This is a genomic window from uncultured Jannaschia sp. (assembly GCF_947494025.1).
GTDB lineage: Bacteria > Pseudomonadota > Alphaproteobacteria > Rhodobacterales > Rhodobacteraceae > Jannaschia.
Map to the genome: position 1 here is coordinate 523560 of NZ_CANLTQ010000001.1, position 17473 is coordinate 541032.

The window sequence follows — 17473 nt, forward strand, 5'->3', positions numbered from 1 at the left end:
GTGGCCGTCCTCGACGAGCTTGCGGGTTTTCACCTTAGCCCAGACCTGTCCGTCTCCGGGGTTCGCTCGACGCCGGGGTTGAGCGCATAGCTGTTTCTGAACGAAACGATGGGCGGATCGTCCGCTTCGAAGCTGCACCCCCTCGCTTCGACCGCCGACAGAAAGCGCCCCTCGTCGGATTGAGGCGCGACACCGTTGGAGACGCAGCCCGTCAGGCCGAAAAGACCCGCGAGACCCAGAGCGGCAGCGATGATTCTCACCTATCGATCTCACCAAACACGACGTCGAGCGTGCCGATGATCGCCGCCACGTCGGCGAGCTGGTGGCCCCGGGTGATATGGTCCATCGCCTGAAGGTGCAGGTAGCCCGGCGCGCGCAGCTTCGCGCGGTAGGGTTTGTTCGATCCGTCGGAAACCATGTAGACGCCGAACTCCCCCTTTGGCGCCTCCACCGCGGCATAGACCTCGCCCGCGGGCACGTGGAACCCTTCGGTATAGAGCTTGAAGTGATGGATCAGGCTTTCCATCGAGGTCTTCATGTCGCCGCGCGAGGGCGGGGTCATCTTGCCGCGCGCGAGGATATCGCCTTTCCCCGACGGCTCGCGCAGCTTGGCGATGGCCTGCTTCATGATCGCGTTGGACTGGCGCATCTCCTCCATGCGAACGAGATAGCGGTCGAAGCAATCGCCGTTCTTGCCGGTCGGGATCAGGAAGTCGAACTCGTCGTAGCATTCATAGGGCTGCGCCCGGCGCAGGTCCCAGGCGAGGTTGGAGCCGCGCGCCATCACGCCGGAGAAGCCCCAGTCCATCACCTCCTGCTCGGAAACGATGGCGATGTCGACGTTGCGCTGCTTGAAGATCCGGTTCTCGGTCAGGAGCGTGTCGATGTCGTCGAGCACGGCCGGGAAGGCGTCGCACCAGGCGTCGATGTCGTCGAGAAGGTCGGGCGTTACGTCCTGATGCACGCCGCCGGGCCGGAAATAAGCGGCGTGAAGGCGGGCGCCGGACGCCCGCTCGTAGAACACCATCAGCTTCTCGCGCTCCTCGAAGCCCCAGAGCGGCGGGGTCAGCGCGCCGATATCCATCGCCTGCGTGGTCACGTTCAGCAGATGCGACAGGATACGCCCGATTTCGCAGTAGAGCACGCGGATAAGCTGCGCGCGCCGCGGCACGGGCGTCCCGGTCAGACGCTCGATCGCGAGGCACCAGGCATGCTCCTGGTTCATCGGGGCGACGTAGTCGAGCCGGTCGAGATAGGGCAGGTTCTGAAGGTAGGTCCGGCTTTCCATCAGCTTCTCGGTCCCGCGATGGAGCAGGCCGATATGCGGATCGCACCGCTCCACGATCTCGCCGTCGAGCTCCAGCACAAGGCGCAGCACGCCATGCGCCGCGGGATGCTGCGGACCGAAGTTGATGTTGAAGTTGCGGATCCGCTGCTCGCCGGTCAGGGCGTCCTCGAAGCCGCGAGGGTTGGTCAGGTCGCCGTCCATCATCGCACCCGTTTATTTATGATCTGGCCATCGCTTGAACGCGGCGTACCAAAGCAAGCCAAAGAAAAGCACCGGAAACAGTCCGAACAGCGCAAGCCAGCCCGGTGATCCGCTTCGTGCCAGCAATTTCCAGAGCGCCCAGATATTCACGATCCAGACAACGATAAACAACAATCCCGGCAGGCCCATGTGATTAAGCACCGATCGGTCCGCCCCGATCATAAAACGGCGGCATAAAGGCTGATCGCATCGTCCTCACTAGTTGCCCCGCGCCTTGTCCACCTGCGCCCGACCCTTCTCGTCCCCGGGCAGGACGTAGTCCGCGCCCTCCCAGGGAGATGCGAAGTCGAACTGCCGGTATTCCTGGGTCAGATTTACCGGTTCGTAGACAACGCGCTTCTGCACCTCGTCGTAGCGCACTTCGGTATAGCCCGTCGTCGGAAAGTCCTTGCGGAGCGGATGACCACGGAAGCCGTAATCGGTGAGGATGCGCCGCAGATCCGGGTGGCCGGAAAAGAGAATGCCGAACATGTCGAACACCTCCCGTTCGAACCAGTTGGCGGCGGGATAGATGCCGGTGATGGACGGCAAGATCTCGTCCTCGCGGGCATAGGCCTTCAGACGGATGCGCTGGTTCCGGTACATCGACAGAAAGTGGTAGACGAGGCAGAACCGCCGGTCGTCGCCGGGATAGTCGATCGCGGTGATATCCACGAGCGAGGCGAACCGGCACTGCTCATCGGTCTTGAGGAACTCGACGAGCACGGGAATGTCGGAGGGCGTCGTTTCCACCGTCAGCTCGTCGCGTTCGATCGTGTGCGACGCGATACGGTCGCCCTCGCGGGTCTCGATATGCGCGATCAGTTCCTGCAACGTCTCTCTCATCGCACCAATGTCCCCGTCCGCCGTATCTTGCGCTGCAACTGCAGCAGCCCGTAGAGCAGCGCCTCCGCCGTCGGCGGGCAGCCGGGCACGTAGAGGTCGACCGGGATGATCCGGTCGCAGCCGCGCACGACGGAATAGCTGTAGTGGTAATAACCGCCCCCGTTGGCGCAGGATCCCATCGAGACCACGTAACGCGGCTCGGGCATCTGGTCGTAGACCTTGCGGATCGCCGGCGCCATCTTGTTCGTAAGCGTGCCGGCCACGATCATCAGGTCGGATTGCCGCGGGGAGGCGCGCGGCGCCATCCCGAAGCGCTCGGCATCGTAGCGCGGCATCGCGGTATGCATCATCTCGACCGCGCAGCAGGCCAGGCCGAAGGTCATCCAGTGGAGCGATCCGGTGCGGGCCCAGTTTATGATGTCCTCGGTGGAGGTCAGCAGGAAGCCCTTGTCCTGCAATTCGCGGTTCAGAAGCTGCGTCCCGTGCTCCTTGTCGCCGCCCGCAGTGTTCAGTCCGGTCTGCACGCCCATGTCGCCGCTCCTTGAGAGTGTCGCGAGGCGCTGGCCCCGTCCGGTCGGGAAGCTGTGTAGCCCGCGCCCCCGGAGGGGTCAACGCGCGCCCTTCCCTTCGATATGGGAGAAACGAACACGAATTGCAGGGGGATCGACCGCGACATCCCGTCCCGCGCGCCCCGATCGCGAGGCCTTCGGCAAGAGTATTTCCGCTAGGTAGTAAGGCGCGGTCACCCCGGCTGTCCGAGACGCCGCACACAAGGCCCGCCGGGCGGAAGCACGTCGGCTTTTCCTCGAGCGGTCATCGGCTCTCCAGCCTGACCCACCGGCCATTAAAGAAAGGCTCAACGAGCATTCTTCTTGGCGGACACGCTCGAACCCGACGCGGCGTTGCGCGGCAGTCGCGGATCGGACCCGATCACTCCCAGTCCAGTGCGCCCTTCTTCCACTCGTAAGCGAAACCGACGGTGAGGACCGTCAGAAAGACCATCATCGACCAGAACGCCGCGTCCGTCAGGCCGGCGAAGCTGACCGCCCAGGGGAACAGGAACGCGATCTCGAGATCGAAGATGATGAACAGGATCGCGACGAGGTAGAAGCGGACGTCGAACTTCATCCGCGCGTCGTCGAAGGCGTTGAAGCCGCATTCGTAGGCGGAGACCTTCTCGGGGTCGGGCGCGCGCACCGCGACGACGGCGGCGGCAAGGATCAGCACCACGCCCAGACCCACGGCGACGCCGAGAAACATCAGGATCGGCAGGTATTCCAGCAGCATGATTTCCATCGTGGGCCTCCGGTCGCGTGCGGTCCCGGCATCTCTAGGCCGTCAGAGCATCGCCAGCAAGGCCGGCGACGGATCGCCGGTGGCCGGCAGGCCCCGGCTCGCCTGAAATGCGGCAATGGCGGCGCGGCTGTTCGGGCCGATCACGCCGTCGGTTCCGCCCGTATCGAAACCCGACGCGGTGAGGCGCCGCTGGAGGTCCTGCCGCTGGTCGATGGTCAGGCCGTAGCGGTCCGGCCCGAAGCCCTGCCGCAGCGGTCCGCCCCCTGCGATCCGGTCGGCAAGATACCCGACGCCGAGCGCGTAGCTGTCGGAATTGTTGTAGCGCTTGATGACGCGAAAGTTCGGCCCGGTCCGGAAGCTCGGACCGCCCGCATCGGGCGTCAGGTTGCCCGCCGGGTCCTCGACCGCCCAGGATCCGCCCCTCTGCCACCCCGCGCCAGCGAGGTACGAGGCCGCGGAAGCCAGCGCGTCGGTCGGATCCTCGCCCCAGATGTCGCGCCGCCCGTCGCCGGTGAAATCCACGGCCGATTGCAGGTAGGAGGTCGGGATGAACTGCGTATGCCCCATCGCCCCGGCCCAGGAGCCGACCATCCGGCCCGCCGTCACGTCCCCCGCCTGGAGGATGCGCATCGCCGCGAGAAGCTGGCTTTCGAAGAACGCGCCGCGCCGGCCGTCATAGGCCAGCGTCGAGAGCGCGGAGATCGTCGGGATGTCGCCGCGCCGTGCGCCATAATTGCTCTCCACGCCCCAGATCGCGCAGACGATCTCCGCCGGCACGCCGTAGCGCGCCTCGATCGCCGCGAGCGTGCCGCGTTGCCGCGCGAAGGCGGCTCGGCCGGCCTGCACCTTCGCTTCGGGGGCGACGATGGCGAGGTAGTCCTCGAAGCTGCGCCGGAACTCGGTCTGGTTGCGATCCCGCTCGACCACGCCCGGAAGGAAGCCCGCGCCGCGAAACGCGCCGTCGATCACGTCGGCTGGAATGCCCGCCGCCGCGGCGCGCGGCCGGAACGCGGCGACCCAGGCGTCCCAGCCGGGATCGGCCTGCGGGCGCAGGCCCGGATCCGCGGGGATCACGCCGGAGACGGTCGGCTCGCCCGTGCAGCCGGACGCGACCATGGCCAAGGCGGCGGACAGAAAGGTGCGGCGCGTCATCATGTCCCGAAGGTCCTCAATGGGGGCGTTCGGCGTCACCCTAGCCAAGGGCGACGTAACGGCAAGGAACTTCGGACAGGTCTCTGTCAGACCTCGTCCAGGGCCGCGCTGAGCGTCCGCGCGTCGCGATCGGAGAAGGCGACGAGCGTGACCGTCTGACCGTCTTGCACTTCCGCGTGCAACGTCCGCACCGCGATCCGTGCGGCGCGGTCGGGCGGAAAGCCGTAGATGCCGGTCGAGATGGCCGGAAAAGCGACGGTCCGCGCGCCGAGCTCGCGCGCCCGTGCCATCGCGTTGCGGTAGCAGGCGGTCAGCGCGTCGTCCTCCCCCGCGTCGCCGCCCTTCCAGACTGGCCCGACCGCATGGATGACGTGGCGGGCGGGCAGATCGTAGCCCCTGGTCGCCTTCGCCCCGCCCGTCTCGCAGCCGCCGAGGGTGCGGCATTCCGCGAGCAGCCCCGGTCCGGCTGCCCGATGGATCGCCCCGTCCACCCCGCCGCCGCCGAGCAGCGACGCGTTTGCCGCATTCACGATGGCGTCCACGTCGAGCGTCGTGATGTCGGCCTGCCTGACCTCGATCATCGTTCCGTCCCGGCGCGGATCATTGGGTTTGCCGCTCGGACAGATCCTGCTCCAATGCCAGAGCCTGCCGCGCGGTTTGCCGCAGAAGGCAGGCCGCGCCGGCCGGCCCCTGCCCCGAGCCGCCGCCCCACTTGCTGCGCTCGTAGGCACAGGCGGCGTCGCGGAACGGAATCCAGGCGCGCTGCATCGCCTGTAGCGCCTCTGACTGCGACGGACCCGCATGTCCGTAATCGGCGGATTCCGCGTCGATGACCCGGGTGCGCACGCGGAGGGCATCGTAGGCGGCGTTCAGCCTGTCGTCCCAATAGGCGACCTCCCCCGCGAGGCAGGTGCCCATGCCCACCGTCGTGTCGCCGCCCTCGGTGGCGCGCATGCAGGCATCGGCGGCCAGACCGACGCAGCTTTCCGCGGGCGCGTCCGTCGCAAGACAGGATTCCGTCGCGAAGGCGTCGAAGACCACGTCCTGCGCTGCGGCGGGCCAGGCCAGGAACATCAGGGGGATGGCACGCATCATTTGTTCAGATCCTCCTTCACGGCACGAAGCTCCCGCTCGAGAAAATACGCGATCGTCGAGCGGATGGCGACAAGAACGGCGAGAAAGACCAGATCGCCCATGCGCAGGCTCAACGCGGTGTGGATGATGTCGGACACGATCAGCATCATCAGCCCCGCAAGGATCGAGCGGCCGAAATGCAGGCGGTTGTCGTTGACGATCTGCATGCGCTCGTCATGCCCGTTTGCGCGGATCTCGGAACGGACGAACCCGACGATGAAGCGCGCCGCTCCCAGAAGCAGAATGATGCAGCCGAAAAGCTTGGTGACCGTCGCGCCCCAATCGAGGACGACGAAGAGCAGGTGCAACTGCTCGTGCAATGCCGGAGGATCGGCCACGTAATCGAGAAAGCTCGACCGGTTCTGATCGCCTTCGGCGGCCTGCACTTCTTCGGGATCCATCGATCCTCCTTTCGCATGCCGGGACGACATCCCGGCCATTCCGCGCCGCCCCCCGTCGGGGCGGCGCGTGGCAGCGGACGAGGCGGACCGCTTGCGGGCCCGTCATCACCGACCTTACTCTGCGCACGTTTCTCCGCCGCGTCCACCACGGGACGGAGGTCGGGAATACCCGACTTGACCTTACGGCATCCGATCGGCAGCCTCGTCGCGGGCACGAGACGGGGGGCGGATACAGGACGGGAGTGGGCGAAATGGCGCGATGCTACGTTGCGTTCTACCGCGGCAGGGGGGACTGGGCCGACAGGATCGTCCGCTTCGCCACACGTTCCGCATATTCGCATTGCGAGCTGATCCGGAGCGAGAGGCGTCCCAAGCTCGGCACGGGCGTCGAGTGCCTGAGCGCGTCGCGGCGCGACGGCGGCGTGCGGCTCAAGCGGATCGAGCTCGATGCGGCGAAATGGTGCATCTACGACGTCGCCTGGGCGCCGGACGGGACGTGGGACCGGGCGATGGAGAAGCTCGGCGCGCCCTACGAGCTCTGGTCGCTCGTCACGACGCATCTGCTCAACTTCCGGCGCGGGAACCGGGAGAGGTGGTTCTGCTCGGAGCTCATCGCCTATGCCCTGCGCCTCGACATGCCGCATGCCTATTCGCCGGGCGACCTCCTGCGCGCGATCCGGGACCATACGGACACATATCATGCCGCAAGGCGGGCGGCGCGCGCGGACCTCCGAAGCGGCGCCCGCGGCCCGGACGCCTGAGACGACCGGCCGGATCGGCGATAAAACGGCGTAACGCTCCCCGGTACGGAAAAGATTTTGCCTGAAAGGTGGCTTGGGTTACAGCTGCCGTGGGCAACGCGGTCATGGGGGGTGGTGTCGTCCGCATTACGTCTCGCATGCGGAGTGCGGCATGAAAGAAACCAGGATCGACCTTCCGCCACGTCTCGATGTGGAGGAGGGCGAGATCATCGCCCAGCAGGTCTTCGCGATTTCGCGGCTGACGCCCGTGATGATGACGGCGAACGTCGTGAACGTCCTCGCCACGCTCTTTGCCCTGTCGCAGGACGGTCCGCTCGAGGACCGGGTCATCGTCTGGGGCATCGTCGGCGTCGTCTTCGCGGTGTTGCTCAAGGCGCGGTGGTTCTGGCGGCTCAGGCGCCCCTTTCCGAAATCCTTGTCGCGACGGACCCGGAACAAGGTCGTTCTGTTCGCCGGCGTTCTGGGCGCGATCTGGGCCTATCCGGGCCTTTTCGTACTGCCCGAGGCCGGTATCCTGACGCAGGGCTTCCTTGTCGCCCTCGCGGCCGGAATGGTATCAGGCGGAGCTATCGCGCTTTACCCCGTCCCGTCCGCTGCGTTCCTTTATTCCGGCGTGATCGCGGCCGGCTACCTCGTCGGGTTCGCGCTGACGGGGCAACCGATATTCCTCAGCTTCATCGCCGTCGCCTGCGCGTTCTTTTACGCCGTCGCGCGCAGTGTGCTGCGGCACGAGCAGATCTTCGTCTCGGAGTTCCGCACCCGCAGGGAGCTCGACGAGAGGAACGCCCTTATCGCGCAACTCCTCGACGAGACGCGGTCCGAAGCCGACGTCCAGCAACGCGAATCCGAGGCGCGGCTGGCGCAGGTCCAGAAGCTCGACGCCGTGGGGCGGCTGACCGCGGGCGTCGCGCACGACTTCAACAACCTCCTCGCCGTGATCATGGGCAATCTGGAACTCATGCAGATCGTCCGGAAGGACGAGGAGCGGACGGAGTTGATCGAGGCGGCGCTGGCATCGACGAAGCGGGGGGCGGACTTGACGAAGCAACTTCTCGCCTTCGGGCGGAAGGCGCCGCTCGCGCCCGAAACCATCAACCCCGCCACCGTCATCTCCGAGATGTATTCGCTTTTGCGACGCACGCTGCCGACGAGCATCCGGATCGGTACCGACCTGCCGCCGGATGCCTGCCACGTTCGCGTCGATCGGTCACAGCTCGAGAACGCGATCCTCAACCTGTGCATCAACGCGCGGGACGCGATGCCGGAGGGCGGGGCGATCACCCTTTCCGTCCGGTGCGTGGACGGGAGCGTGATCGAGGCGAAGCCCGAGGATGGCGATGCCCATGCGGGCGCCCACGTGATGGTCGGCGTTCGCGACACCGGAACGGGCATTCCGCCCGACCATCTCGACCGGGTGTTCGAGCCGTTCTACACCACGAAGCCGGTCGGCGAGGGATCGGGGCTTGGTCTCGCCATGGTCTACGGCTTCGCCAAGCAGTCGGGCGGCCACGCCGAGGTCGAAAGCGAGCCGGGGCGCGGCACGCAAATCCGTCTCTACTTCCCGGCCTTCGACGATGCGCAGGGCACGTCCGAGACGGAACCGGAGCTTCCGGTGGCCAAGGCGACCGAAAGTGCCCGGATCCTCGTCGTGGACGACAGCGCGGACGTACGCTCGGTCATTGCCCACCAGCTGCGCACCCTCGGCTACACCGTGCTGGAGGCGGAGGACGGGGCGACCGCGCTCGAGACGTTGCGGACCCGCGTCCGTATCGACCTTCTGCTGACCGACGTGGTCATGCCGGGGGCGATACAGGGGGCCGACCTGATGCTGGCCTGCCGCAAGGAACGGCCGGACACCAGAGTCATCCTCATGTCGGGCTATCCCAAGGACGCGCTCGACGGGCACAGGGATGCGATCCGCAACGTCACGACGATCATAAAGCCGATCCCGCTGGTCGAACTCGAACGGCTGGTACGGACGGAACTCGAACCGAAGGACAACGAGCGGGACGCCACCGGGGATCGGAACGCGGGCGCGAAACGCTGACCCGGACGGAAGCGGCGCAGCTCTCCCCCGGCGGTCCGGACGGGGGGCGCGCCTAGCCGAGAACGCGGTCGAGCACCCGGTCGAGATCCCCGTAATCGTCGAGCACCGCGTCCGGGTCGAGATCCGCGACGGAGGCTCCGGCGGGCGCGAAGCTCACGAGGATGCAGGGCACGCCCGCCGCCAAGGCCGTGCGTCGGTCGGTGATCGTGTCGCCGATCAGAACGGCCCGCGCCATGTCGCCCCCGGCCTCCCGCACGCTTTCCGCGAGGTGCTCCGGCCGCGGCTTGCGGACGGCGAGGCGGTCCGCGCCGACAAGGCTGTCGAACAGGTCGCGCGCGCCGAGCGCCGCCATCAACTGCTCGGCCAGCCCCTCCGGCTTGTTGGTGCAGATGCCGACCGCGTCGCCGCGGTCGCGCAGACGGCGAACCGCCTCGACGGCGCCGGGATAGAACGACGTGTGCCGGCAGATGTCGCGCTCGTAGGCGTCGAGGAGCGGCCGGTAGCCCGCATCCACCTCCGACTCGTCCACCTCTCCCGCCCGCGAGAAGCCGAGACGCAGCATGGCCCGCCCGCCGCGCAGCGCAGTCGCCCGGTCTTCGGAACCCGCGGGATCGAGGCGGATCGCGTGCCCGCGCATCGCAAAGGCCGCGTTGGCCGCCGCGATCAGGTCGCCCGACGTGTCGCAGAGCGTGCCGTCGAGATCGAAGATCACGCAACGTTTCATCGGGGCCATCCTTTGCGATGCCGGGTTGCGGCAGGTCGCGCCGGGGGTAGAACGGGAGGCGACCGAGGGAAAGGGCTCCCGATGCCGATTGCTTTGATCGTTCTCGCCGCCGGACAGGGCAGCCGGATGCAATCCGACCTGCCGAAGGTCCTCCACCGGGTGGCACATGCCCCCCTTCTCGCCCATGCGCTGCGCGCGGGCGGCGTTCTGCAACCCGATCGCGTCGTGGTGGTCGCGGGGCACGGTGGCGAGGCCGTCGAGGCCGCCACCCGCGCACTCGACCCGGAGGCCGTCGTCGTCCGGCAGGCGGAGCAGCGGGGCACGGCGCATGCCGTCGCGCAGGCCAGCGCGGCGCTGGAGGATTTCTCGGGCGATGCGATCATTCTCTACGGCGACACGCCGTTCATCCGACCCGAAACGCTCGACGCGATGCTTGCCGCCCGCGCGGAGGGCGCCGATGTGGTCGTTCTCGGCTTCGAGGCGGCCGATCCGGGCCGCTACGGCCGGCTGATCGTTCAGGACGACCGTCTGGAGCGCATCGTGGAGGCGAAGGACGCGACCCCGGAGGAGCTGGCCATCCGCCTTTGCAATTCGGGCGTGATCGCGGCCGACAAGCATCTGCTCTTCGAATTGATCGAGCAGGTCGGGGCCGACAACGCGGCGGGCGAGCACTACCTCACGGACATCGTGGCGCTGGCCCGCGCGGCGCGGCGCGCCGCCCGCGTCGTCATCTGCCCCGAGGCCGAGACGCTTGGCGTGAATACCCGAGCCGACCTCGCGCGGGCCGAAGCGGCGTTCCAGGATCGCGCGCGGCTCGATGCGATGGCCACCGGCGCGACCCTGACCGCGCCGGAGACGGTGTTCTTCGCGCATGACACCGTGATCGGCCGCGACGTGGCAATCGAGCCGAACGTCGTCTTCGGTCCCGGAGTGACCGTCGAGACCGGCGCGACGATCCGCGCCTTCTCCCACCTGGAAGGCTGCCACGTTTCCGCGGATTGCGTCGTCGGCCCCTATGCCCGGCTGCGCCCCGGCGCGGAACTCGACCGAGGGGTGAAGATCGGCAACTTCGTCGAGGTGAAGGCCGCGCAGATCCACGAAGGCGCGAAGATCAACCACCTCACCTATATCGGCGACGCGGAGATCGGGGCGCGCGTGAATGTCGGGGCCGGAACGGTGACGTGCAACTACGACGGCGTGGCCAAGCACCGCACGACCATCGGGGCGGACGCGTTCATCGGGTCGGACACGATGCTGGTCGCGCCGGTGACGATCGGCGCGGGCGCGATGACGGGGTCCGGCAGCGTGGTGACGGACGACGTGCCCGACGGCGCGCTGGCGATGGGACGGGCGCGGCAGGAGACGAAGCCGGGCTACGCCGAGCGGTTGCAGCAGGCCTTCCGCGCACGGAAGGAGACACGCTGATGTGCGGGATCATCGGCATCCTCGGCTCCCACCAGGCCGCTCCAATCATGCTCGACGCGCTGAAGCGACTGGAATATCGCGGCTACGATTCTGCCGGCATCGCCACCGTCGAGGGCGCGCGGCTGGACCGCCGGCGGGCGGTGGGCAAGCTCGTCAACCTGTCTGACCTGCTCGTGCACGAGCCGCTGGCCGGGCGGGCGGGGATCGGCCATACACGTTGGGCCACGCACGGCGCCCCCAGCGTCGCCAACGCGCATCCGCACCGCGCCGCGCGCGTGGCCGTCGTGCATAACGGCATCATTGAGAACTTCCAGGCGCTCAAGGCCGAACTCGACGGCCCCTGGGAATCGGAGACGGACACCGAGGTCGTCGTGCGGTTGTGCGAGCGTTTCCTCGACGAGGGGCTGCCCCCGCGGGAGGCCGCCTTCGCCACGATCGACCGGCTCGAAGGGGCCTACGCGCTCTGCTTCCTGTTCGAAGGCGAGCCGGACCTGCTCGTCGTCGCGCGGGCCGGCTCCCCGCTCGCGATCGGACACGGGGACGGCGAGATGTATGTGGGTTCCGACGCGATTGCGCTCGGTCCGCTCACGGACCGGCTGACCTATCTCGAGGAGGGCGACCGGGCCGTGGTCACGCGGACGGGCGCGCAGATCTTCGACGCCGCGGGGCACCAGACCCACCGCGAGATACGCCGCATCCGGATGGAGGCGACGCGGATCGAGAAGGCCGGACACCGGCACTTCATGGCCAAGGAGATCCACGAGCAGCCGCGGACGCTCGCCCGCGTCGTCGACGCCTATCTCGACGGGGACAGGGTCGCGGATCCCGGTTTCGACTTCGCCTCGGTCGCGCGGCTCCAGATGGTCGCCTGCGGCACCGGCTTCCTCGCCTGCTCGGTGGCGAAGTACTGGTTCGAGCGGATCGCGCGGATGCCGGTCGAGGTCGATGTGGCCTCCGAATACCGCTACCGAGAGGGTCCGGTCGGCCCGGACACCGCCTCGCTCTTCCTCAGCCAGTCGGGGGAGACGGCGGACACCTTGGCCGCGCTGCGCTACGCGAAAGGGCGGGCCGGGGCGATCCTGTCGATGGTCAACGTGGACCAGTCCTCCATCGCGCGGGAGGGGGACGTGATGTTCCCGATCCACGCCGGCGTGGAGGTCTCCGTCGCCTCGACCAAGGCTTTCACCAACCAGCTCGCCATCCTGCTGATGCTGGCGATCCTCGCGGCACGGCAGCGGGGGGTGATCGACGCGGCGGAGGAGGCGAAGCTCGTCGCCGAGATCCGGCGCCTGCCCGGCCTCGTGAGTCAGGCCCTTGCCATCGAGGAGCGCTGCGCCGACCTCGCGGGCTGGCTCGCCGAGGCGTCCGACATCCTCTTCCTCGGGCGCGGGCCGATGTACCCGCTGGCGCATGAGGGCGCGCTGAAGCTGAAGGAGATCAGCTACATCCACGCGGAGGCCTACGCTTCGGGCGAACTCAAACACGGGCCGATCGCGCTGGTCGACAAGGCGCTGCCGGTGGTCGTCTTCGCGCCCACCGACGCGCTTTTCGACAAGACGGTCAGCAACATGCAGGAGGTCATGGCGCGCGAGGGGCAGGTGCTGCTGGTGACCGATCCCGAGGGAGCGGAGCGCGGCGGCAGGGGGGTGCGCGAGGTGCTGGTCCTGCCGCGGGTCGACCCGATGCTGGCGCCGATCCTCTATGCGATCCCGGCGCAGCTGCTGGCCTACCACACGGCGGTCCACAAGGGGACGGACGTGGACCAGCCCCGCAACCTCGCGAAGTCCGTCACCGTCGAGTAGGCCCGCGAAGCGCCCCACGGGGTGTGTCACGGCCGTGTTATGGCTGTGTTACGGCTGTGGCACAGCTGTGGGACGGCGTAACGACATCGGCTTCGGACGGGACGCGCGCCGGTCGGCGCCGGGGCATCCGCGCCGGGGCTGTCACGCGCCCGTCCGGCCGATCCCGGTCCCGTGAGACGCGACGATCCGCAGGCCGACAGCGCTGTTGCAGCGGCGACCGTTCCGAAGAGGTGTCGGAAGAAAAACTTCGAGGCATCGGATTCGCCGCCGGGCGACACCACGTCCCCGGTGAGCTTCCGACGACAGGGAAATCGAGCCCTGTCGGGGCTTCACGATCGAGCCACCCGACATCGCCGCGCCGCCGAGGGCCGGTGTCGGCCGTGCAAGGCCGCAAATGGCGCGACCCGGAATGGAGGGGTTTCGATCACGGTATCGCGAAGGGGGCTCCTCGCCCTCCGGGGCGGTCCGCACCATCCACGGATTGCGACAAAAAAAAAGGGGCGCGGCTTGCACCGCGCCCCTTTCGAAATCCGGTCCGGCCGGCTCAGAAGCCGACGACGAGGGAAACGCCCAGCGTGTTGTCGGTGGACTTGAAGCCCGGCTCCGGGTCGGTGGTGTAATCCGTCCGGTAGCTGATGCGGGTCGAGAGCGTCTCGTTCACCCGGAAGTTCACGCCGAAATCGTTGACCACCGCCGTGTCGGCATCCGAGGACAGGATGTCGGTGTCGTTGGTCAGCGCGACGGTGTCCGTCAGGCCGTAGTACAGGCGCGAGGACGCGATGCCGGCGGCTTCGGTCTCGGAATCCCCGTTCTGCTCGCGGACGTAGCGGACGCCCGGTCCGGCCTGGACCCGCCAGGCGACTTCCGACGTGTTGACGACGCGGTAGCCCAGACCGCCGCCGACGAAGGCGTCCTGACGGTTCGAACCGAAGCTGTCGTACTCGAACCGGCCGGTGCCGAAGGCGTAGAACTGGGGCGTGAAGTAGCGGCTGCCCTCGTAGATGACGAAGACTTCCTCGTCGTCGGTTTCTCCGTCCGACTCACCGTATTCGCCCGCGAAGCCGAAAAGGTGGTTCCAGCTGCCGGCGCCGTAGGTGATGCGGCCGGCGAAGCTCAGGTCGGAGGTCTCGGTGTTGCCGTCGGTGCCCGAGAAGGTCAGCGCGGCCGAACCGCGGAAGCCCTGGACGACGTCGTTCTCGCCGAAGCGCTCGGCATCCTCGCCACGGCTGAGGCCGCGCTGCGCGTCGCGTTCGATGTCGTCGATGCGGTCATCGAGGTCGCGGATGCCGGTAATGGTGGTCTGCGCGAAAGCCGGAAGTGCGGTCGTCATCGCGAGGACGACGGCAAGGCTTGCAATCTTGTTCATTCCCAATCCTTTCAGGAAGTTCGTACGACTGACGTACGGGCAGATCGTCTGCTGATCCGGCATCTAATCCCCCCACGCCCCCAAACAATTCCTGGACCGTTAACGGTATTCGACTGTTGCCGAAGCGCCACGAATCCATACGCCGCGATCCGCTCGCGTCTGCAACATTCGACGTGAAGCCCGGCACATTCCGTGTGGGGGCTGGCCGCCCGCATGCCGGCCGACTAGATCTCCCGGAGATCATTACGGAGAAGCGAGCATGCGGATTCTGTTCACGGGCGGGAGCGGCAAGGCGGGACGGCACGTCGTGCCCTATCTGCTGGCGCAGGGGCACCGGGTCACGAACCTCGACCTCGTGCCGCTCGACGTCGAGGGGGTGGAGAACCTGACGGCCGACCTTACCGATCCCGGTCAGGTCTGGGGCGCGCTGACGCAGCCGTCGGATTTCCGCGACCTGGAGCCGCCGCGGGGCGTGCCGCCCTACGACGCGGTGGTGCATTTCGCGGCCATCCCCCGGATCATGATCCGGACCGACAACGAGACCTACCGCATCAACACCATGAGCACCTACAACGTGATCGAGGCGGCGCTGGGCGTCGGCATCCGCAAGGTGATCTTCGCCTCCTCGGAGACGACCTACGGGATCTGCTTCGCCGATGGCGAGCGCAAGCCCGAATACATCCCCGTGGACGAGGAGCATCCGACCCTGCCGGGCGACAGCTACGCGATGTCGAAGGTCTGCAATGAGGCGACGGCGCGCTGCTTCCAGCAGCGGTCGGGCGCGGATATCTACGGGCTGCGGATCAACAACGTGTTCGAGCCGCACGAATACGCCGCGAAGTTCCCCGATTTCGTCGCCGACCCGAGCCTGCGCCGGCGCAACATCTTCGCCTATATCGACGCGCGCGACCTCGGGCGGATGGTGCAGTGCTGCCTCGACACGGACGGGCTGGGCTACGAGGTGTTCAACGTGGCGAACCGGAATTCCTCGGTCGCGATCTCCACCGATGAGGTCGTCGCGCGCTTCTACGAGGGCGTGCCGCAGCGGCGGGAGATGGCGCCGGACGAGACGTTCTATTCCATCGACAAGGCCCGCAGGCTGCTCGGGTTCGAGCCGCAGGTGGATTGGCGCGACGAGGTCGGCACGGCCGTCTGAGGGTCCCGAAACGACGAAACGCGGCCCGGAGGCCGCGTTTCGCTCTTCTCACTGATCGGATGGATCAGGCGAGTTGCAGGTTCGACGCGGAGCTGCGGCCGTCGCGGCCGGATTCGATGTCGAAGGTGACCTTCTGGTTGTCGGCGAGGTCGGAGAGACCCGCGCGCTCAACAGCCGAGATGTGCACGAAGACGTCGTTTCCGCCGCCATCGGGGGCGATGAAGCCGAAGCCTTTAGTTGCGTTGAACCATTTTACGGTGCCGGTGGCCATATCCGTATCTCCTGTTCGGTGCTGCCCGCGGGATGCGGCAGCGCGGCGTGGTCGGTCTGGATCGATTAGACTGAGCGCCGTGAAAGGAGACAGTGTCGAAATAGAATAACGTTCGCCCGTCGCCTTTACCGCAGGTCGGCCGCGATGCCAAGAGCGAAGGCCCCCGACATCACGAAAATGGCATCCGGCGTCCGCCGCTCAGCCTCCGACGAGGCCGAGGTTCAGTGCGCCGGTATCGGCGTTGGTGAATTCCGGCGCCGGACGATCGGAGGCCGCGTCGCCCTCGTAGGTGATCCGGTAGATCACCCCGCCGGTGTCGTCGGACAGGTAGAGGCTTCCGTCCGGCCCCTGTGCCAGCCCGCTCAGGCGGCCCATGTTGCCCCAACCCGTGGGGCTTTCGGCGTCCTCCATCAGGAAGCCGGTCAGGAACGGCTCCATCGCGACGGGCCGGCCGTCCTCGAAATCGACGCGCATCACTTCGTAGCCGGAGGGCGGCTGACGGTTCCAGGAGCCGCGGAACGCGACAAAGGCGTCGCCCCGGTATTCCTCGGGGAAGGCGTCGCCGGTGTAGAACGCCATCTGCATGGGCGCGGCATGCGGGGTATGGAGGCCGATCGGCTCCTCGCTGCCGGCGGCGTAGTCGGAGAAGGACGCGTTCGGCGGCGTGTCCTGCGGATTGAAGCGCGACATCGCGTAGACATAGGGCCAGCCGTAGCGGTCGCCTTCCGTGATGCGGTTGAACTCCTCGTGCTGCTCGTTGTCGCCGAGCCAGTCGATGCCGTGGTCGAAACCGTAGAGCTGCCCGGTCTCCGGCTCGAACCCGTAACCGATCGTGTTGCGGAGGCCGGATGCGTGGATCGTGCGCGCCGTGCCGTCGGGGTTCAGGGAGACGATGGTGGCGTTCTCCTCGTCGGTCTCGCCGCACGCGTTGCAGGTCGAGCCGACGGACACGTAGAGCTTGTCGTCCGGGCCCTTCACGACCATGCGGTTCGGGTGCTGCCCGCCCTCCGGGAAGTCGTCGGCGACGGTCTCCAGCGTGCCGAAGGTGCCGTCCTCCTGCAGCGTGGTGTGGAAGAGCTCGTTCACGGTCATCAGCCAGACGTCGCGGCCGTCGATCTCGATCCCGTGCATCTGCTCCTTCCGGGCGACGACCTCCCTCTCGTCGGCGGTGCCGTCGCCGTCGGTGTCGCGCAGCATCATCACGTCGCCCGGCTGCCGGCGGGTGACGTAGAGCGTGCCGTCCTCGGCCACGCGCATCATGCGGGGGTTCTCCACATCGCGCGCGAAGACAGAGATCTCGAAGCCCTCGGGCAGGGCGAGGCGGGCCATCCGCTCCTCGCTCCAGTCGAGCGGAACGGGTTTCAGGACGTGGCCCACGATCTCCACGCCCTGCCGGCCGCGGTCTTCGGCGGCGGAGGGCTCACTGCTGCCGGCGCCGGCCTGGGCCAGCGCCGCCTGCGGGGCGATCAGGGTGGAAGCCAGAAGAAGGACGATGCGACGCATGGCGGGCGCTCCTGCGGGGGATTTCCGCTTCAACGCGGACGACATGCCCCCCGGTTCCGCA

At 67.6% G+C, this 17473-nt stretch carries 18 protein-coding genes; 5 read left to right on the plus strand and 13 right to left on the minus strand.

Going from position 1 to position 17473, the window contains the following annotated elements; genetic code table 11:
* Positions 1–256: 256 nt before the first annotated feature.
* The 9 genes from Q1B08_RS02620 to Q1B08_RS02660 all read right to left on the minus strand — a co-directional run bounded on the left by Q1B08_RS02620 (position 257) and on the right by Q1B08_RS02660 (position 6357).
* Complete coding sequence (locus Q1B08_RS02620; RefSeq protein ID WP_299814224.1) at positions 257–1492, minus strand: NADH-quinone oxidoreductase subunit D; 1236 nt, start codon at positions 1490–1492, stop codon at positions 257–259.
* A 9-nt stretch (positions 1493–1501) separates the two neighbouring features.
* Positions 1502–1690 (minus strand): hypothetical protein, encoded by a 189-nt coding sequence (locus tag Q1B08_RS02625; RefSeq protein ID WP_299814226.1) that lies wholly within the window; start codon positions 1688–1690, stop codon positions 1502–1504.
* Between the two features lie 57 nt (positions 1691–1747).
* Positions 1748–2374, minus strand: coding sequence for an NADH-quinone oxidoreductase subunit C (locus Q1B08_RS02630; RefSeq protein ID WP_299814228.1), 627 nt, complete (start codon positions 2372–2374; stop codon positions 1748–1750).
* A complete protein-coding gene (locus Q1B08_RS02635) occupies positions 2371–2904 on the minus strand; it encodes an NADH-quinone oxidoreductase subunit B (RefSeq protein ID WP_299814231.1) in 534 nt (177 codons plus the stop codon). The genes Q1B08_RS02630 and Q1B08_RS02635 overlap by 4 nt, the downstream gene beginning before the upstream one ends.
* Before the next feature lie 400 nt (positions 2905–3304).
* Positions 3305–3670 carry an NADH-quinone oxidoreductase subunit A gene (locus Q1B08_RS02640; protein WP_299814233.1) on the minus strand — a complete coding sequence of 122 codons (366 nt, stop codon included), beginning with the start codon at positions 3668–3670 and terminating at the stop codon, positions 3305–3307.
* 42 nt (positions 3671–3712) lie between these two features.
* Entirely contained in the window at positions 3713–4786 is a 1074-nt protein-coding gene (locus tag Q1B08_RS02645) for a lytic murein transglycosylase (protein WP_299814903.1), read from the minus strand.
* 122 nt (positions 4787–4908) lie between these two features.
* Complete coding sequence (locus Q1B08_RS02650) at positions 4909–5403, minus strand: O-acetyl-ADP-ribose deacetylase (protein WP_299814235.1); 495 nt, start codon at positions 5401–5403, stop codon at positions 4909–4911.
* A 19-nt stretch (positions 5404–5422) separates the two neighbouring features.
* Positions 5423–5917 carry a lysozyme inhibitor LprI family protein gene (locus Q1B08_RS02655; RefSeq protein WP_299814238.1) on the minus strand — a complete coding sequence of 165 codons (495 nt, stop codon included), beginning with the start codon at positions 5915–5917 and terminating at the stop codon, positions 5423–5425.
* Positions 5914–6357, minus strand: a complete 444-nt coding sequence (locus tag Q1B08_RS02660; protein WP_299814242.1) for a DUF1622 domain-containing protein — start codon at positions 6355–6357, stop codon at positions 5914–5916. Before Q1B08_RS02660 ends, Q1B08_RS02655 begins: the two co-directional genes overlap by 4 nt.
* A gap of 251 nt (positions 6358–6608) precedes the next feature.
* Between Q1B08_RS02660 and Q1B08_RS02665 the strand changes: the two genes are divergently transcribed.
* Both Q1B08_RS02665 and Q1B08_RS02670 read left to right on the plus strand, forming a co-directional pair.
* Positions 6609–7118 carry a hypothetical protein gene (locus Q1B08_RS02665; protein WP_299814245.1) on the plus strand — a complete coding sequence of 170 codons (510 nt, stop codon included), beginning with the start codon at positions 6609–6611 and terminating at the stop codon, positions 7116–7118.
* 151 nt (positions 7119–7269) lie between these two features.
* Positions 7270–9165 (plus strand): ATP-binding protein, encoded by a 1896-nt coding sequence (locus Q1B08_RS02670; RefSeq protein ID WP_299814248.1) that lies wholly within the window; start codon positions 7270–7272, stop codon positions 9163–9165.
* Between the two features lie 52 nt (positions 9166–9217).
* On the opposite strand, the gene Q1B08_RS02675 is transcribed toward Q1B08_RS02670, so the two are convergent.
* A complete protein-coding gene (locus tag Q1B08_RS02675) occupies positions 9218–9889 on the minus strand; it encodes an HAD family hydrolase (RefSeq protein ID WP_299814251.1) in 672 nt (223 codons plus the stop codon).
* A gap of 81 nt (positions 9890–9970) precedes the next feature.
* Here Q1B08_RS02675 and glmU point away from each other — a divergent pair, with 81 nt between their 5' ends.
* Both glmU and glmS read left to right on the plus strand, forming a co-directional pair.
* Positions 9971–11314: a bifunctional UDP-N-acetylglucosamine diphosphorylase/glucosamine-1-phosphate N-acetyltransferase GlmU gene (gene glmU, locus Q1B08_RS02680; RefSeq protein WP_299814254.1), complete on the plus strand. Its 1344-nt coding sequence runs from the start codon at positions 9971–9973 to the stop codon at positions 11312–11314.
* On the plus strand, positions 11314–13116 hold the full coding sequence (gene glmS, locus Q1B08_RS02685; protein WP_299814257.1) for a glutamine--fructose-6-phosphate transaminase (isomerizing): 1803 nt from the start codon (positions 11314–11316) through the stop codon (positions 13114–13116). Before glmU ends, glmS begins: the two co-directional genes overlap by 1 nt.
* Positions 13117–13660: 544 nt before the next feature.
* On the opposite strand, the gene Q1B08_RS02690 is transcribed toward glmS, so the two are convergent.
* A complete protein-coding gene (locus Q1B08_RS02690; protein WP_299814260.1) occupies positions 13661–14482 on the minus strand; it encodes a DUF481 domain-containing protein in 822 nt (273 codons plus the stop codon).
* A gap of 259 nt (positions 14483–14741) precedes the next feature.
* Between Q1B08_RS02690 and Q1B08_RS02695 the strand changes: the two genes are divergently transcribed.
* Positions 14742–15638, plus strand: coding sequence for an NAD(P)-dependent oxidoreductase (locus Q1B08_RS02695; protein ID WP_299814263.1), 897 nt, complete (start codon positions 14742–14744; stop codon positions 15636–15638).
* 64 nt (positions 15639–15702) lie between these two features.
* On the opposite strand, the gene Q1B08_RS02700 is transcribed toward Q1B08_RS02695, so the two are convergent.
* The gene (locus Q1B08_RS02700; RefSeq protein WP_299814266.1) at positions 15703–15909 is read right to left on the minus strand and encodes a cold-shock protein; all 207 of its coding nucleotides are present in this window, start codon (positions 15907–15909) and stop codon (positions 15703–15705) included.
* A gap of 198 nt (positions 15910–16107) precedes the next feature.
* Entirely contained in the window at positions 16108–17412 is a 1305-nt protein-coding gene (locus Q1B08_RS02705) for a PQQ-dependent sugar dehydrogenase (RefSeq protein WP_299814269.1), read from the minus strand.
* Positions 17413–17473: the final 61 nt, after the last annotated feature.

Bases quoted from the DNA above. Each gene is read 5' to 3' on its own strand.
- glmS (WP_299814257.1), top strand. From the start codon at position 11,314: ATGTGCGGGATCATCGGCATCCTCGGCTCCCACCAGGCCGCTCCAATC.
- Q1B08_RS02645 (WP_299814903.1), bottom strand. From the start codon at position 4,786: ATGGTCGCGTCCGGCTGCACGGGCGAGCCGACCGTCTCCGGCGTGATC.
- Q1B08_RS02665 (WP_299814245.1), top strand. From the start codon at position 6,609: ATGGCGCGATGCTACGTTGCGTTCTACCGCGGCAGGGGGGACTGGGCC.
- Q1B08_RS02695 (WP_299814263.1), top strand. From the start codon at position 14,742: ATGCGGATTCTGTTCACGGGCGGGAGCGGCAAGGCGGGACGGCACGTC.
- Q1B08_RS02705 (WP_299814269.1), bottom strand. From the start codon at position 17,412: ATGCGTCGCATCGTCCTTCTTCTGGCTTCCACCCTGATCGCCCCGCAG.
- Q1B08_RS02630 (WP_299814228.1), bottom strand. From the start codon at position 2,374: ATGAGAGAGACGTTGCAGGAACTGATCGCGCATATCGAGACCCGCGAG.
- Q1B08_RS02700 (WP_299814266.1), bottom strand. From the start codon at position 15,909: ATGGCCACCGGCACCGTAAAATGGTTCAACGCAACTAAAGGCTTCGGC.
- Q1B08_RS02660 (WP_299814242.1), bottom strand. From the start codon at position 6,357: ATGGATCCCGAAGAAGTGCAGGCCGCCGAAGGCGATCAGAACCGGTCG.
- Q1B08_RS02675 (WP_299814251.1), bottom strand. From the start codon at position 9,889: ATGAAACGTTGCGTGATCTTCGATCTCGACGGCACGCTCTGCGACACG.
- Q1B08_RS02690 (WP_299814260.1), bottom strand. From the start codon at position 14,482: ATGAACAAGATTGCAAGCCTTGCCGTCGTCCTCGCGATGACGACCGCA.
- glmU (WP_299814254.1), top strand. From the start codon at position 9,971: ATGCCGATTGCTTTGATCGTTCTCGCCGCCGGACAGGGCAGCCGGATG.
- Q1B08_RS02635 (WP_299814231.1), bottom strand. From the start codon at position 2,904: ATGGGCGTGCAGACCGGACTGAACACTGCGGGCGGCGACAAGGAGCAC.
- Q1B08_RS02640 (WP_299814233.1), bottom strand. From the start codon at position 3,670: ATGGAAATCATGCTGCTGGAATACCTGCCGATCCTGATGTTTCTCGGC.
- Q1B08_RS02620 (WP_299814224.1), bottom strand. From the start codon at position 1,492: ATGATGGACGGCGACCTGACCAACCCTCGCGGCTTCGAGGACGCCCTG.
- Q1B08_RS02650 (WP_299814235.1), bottom strand. From the start codon at position 5,403: ATGATCGAGGTCAGGCAGGCCGACATCACGACGCTCGACGTGGACGCC.
- Q1B08_RS02670 (WP_299814248.1), top strand. From the start codon at position 7,270: ATGAAAGAAACCAGGATCGACCTTCCGCCACGTCTCGATGTGGAGGAG.
- Q1B08_RS02655 (WP_299814238.1), bottom strand. From the start codon at position 5,917: ATGATGCGTGCCATCCCCCTGATGTTCCTGGCCTGGCCCGCCGCAGCG.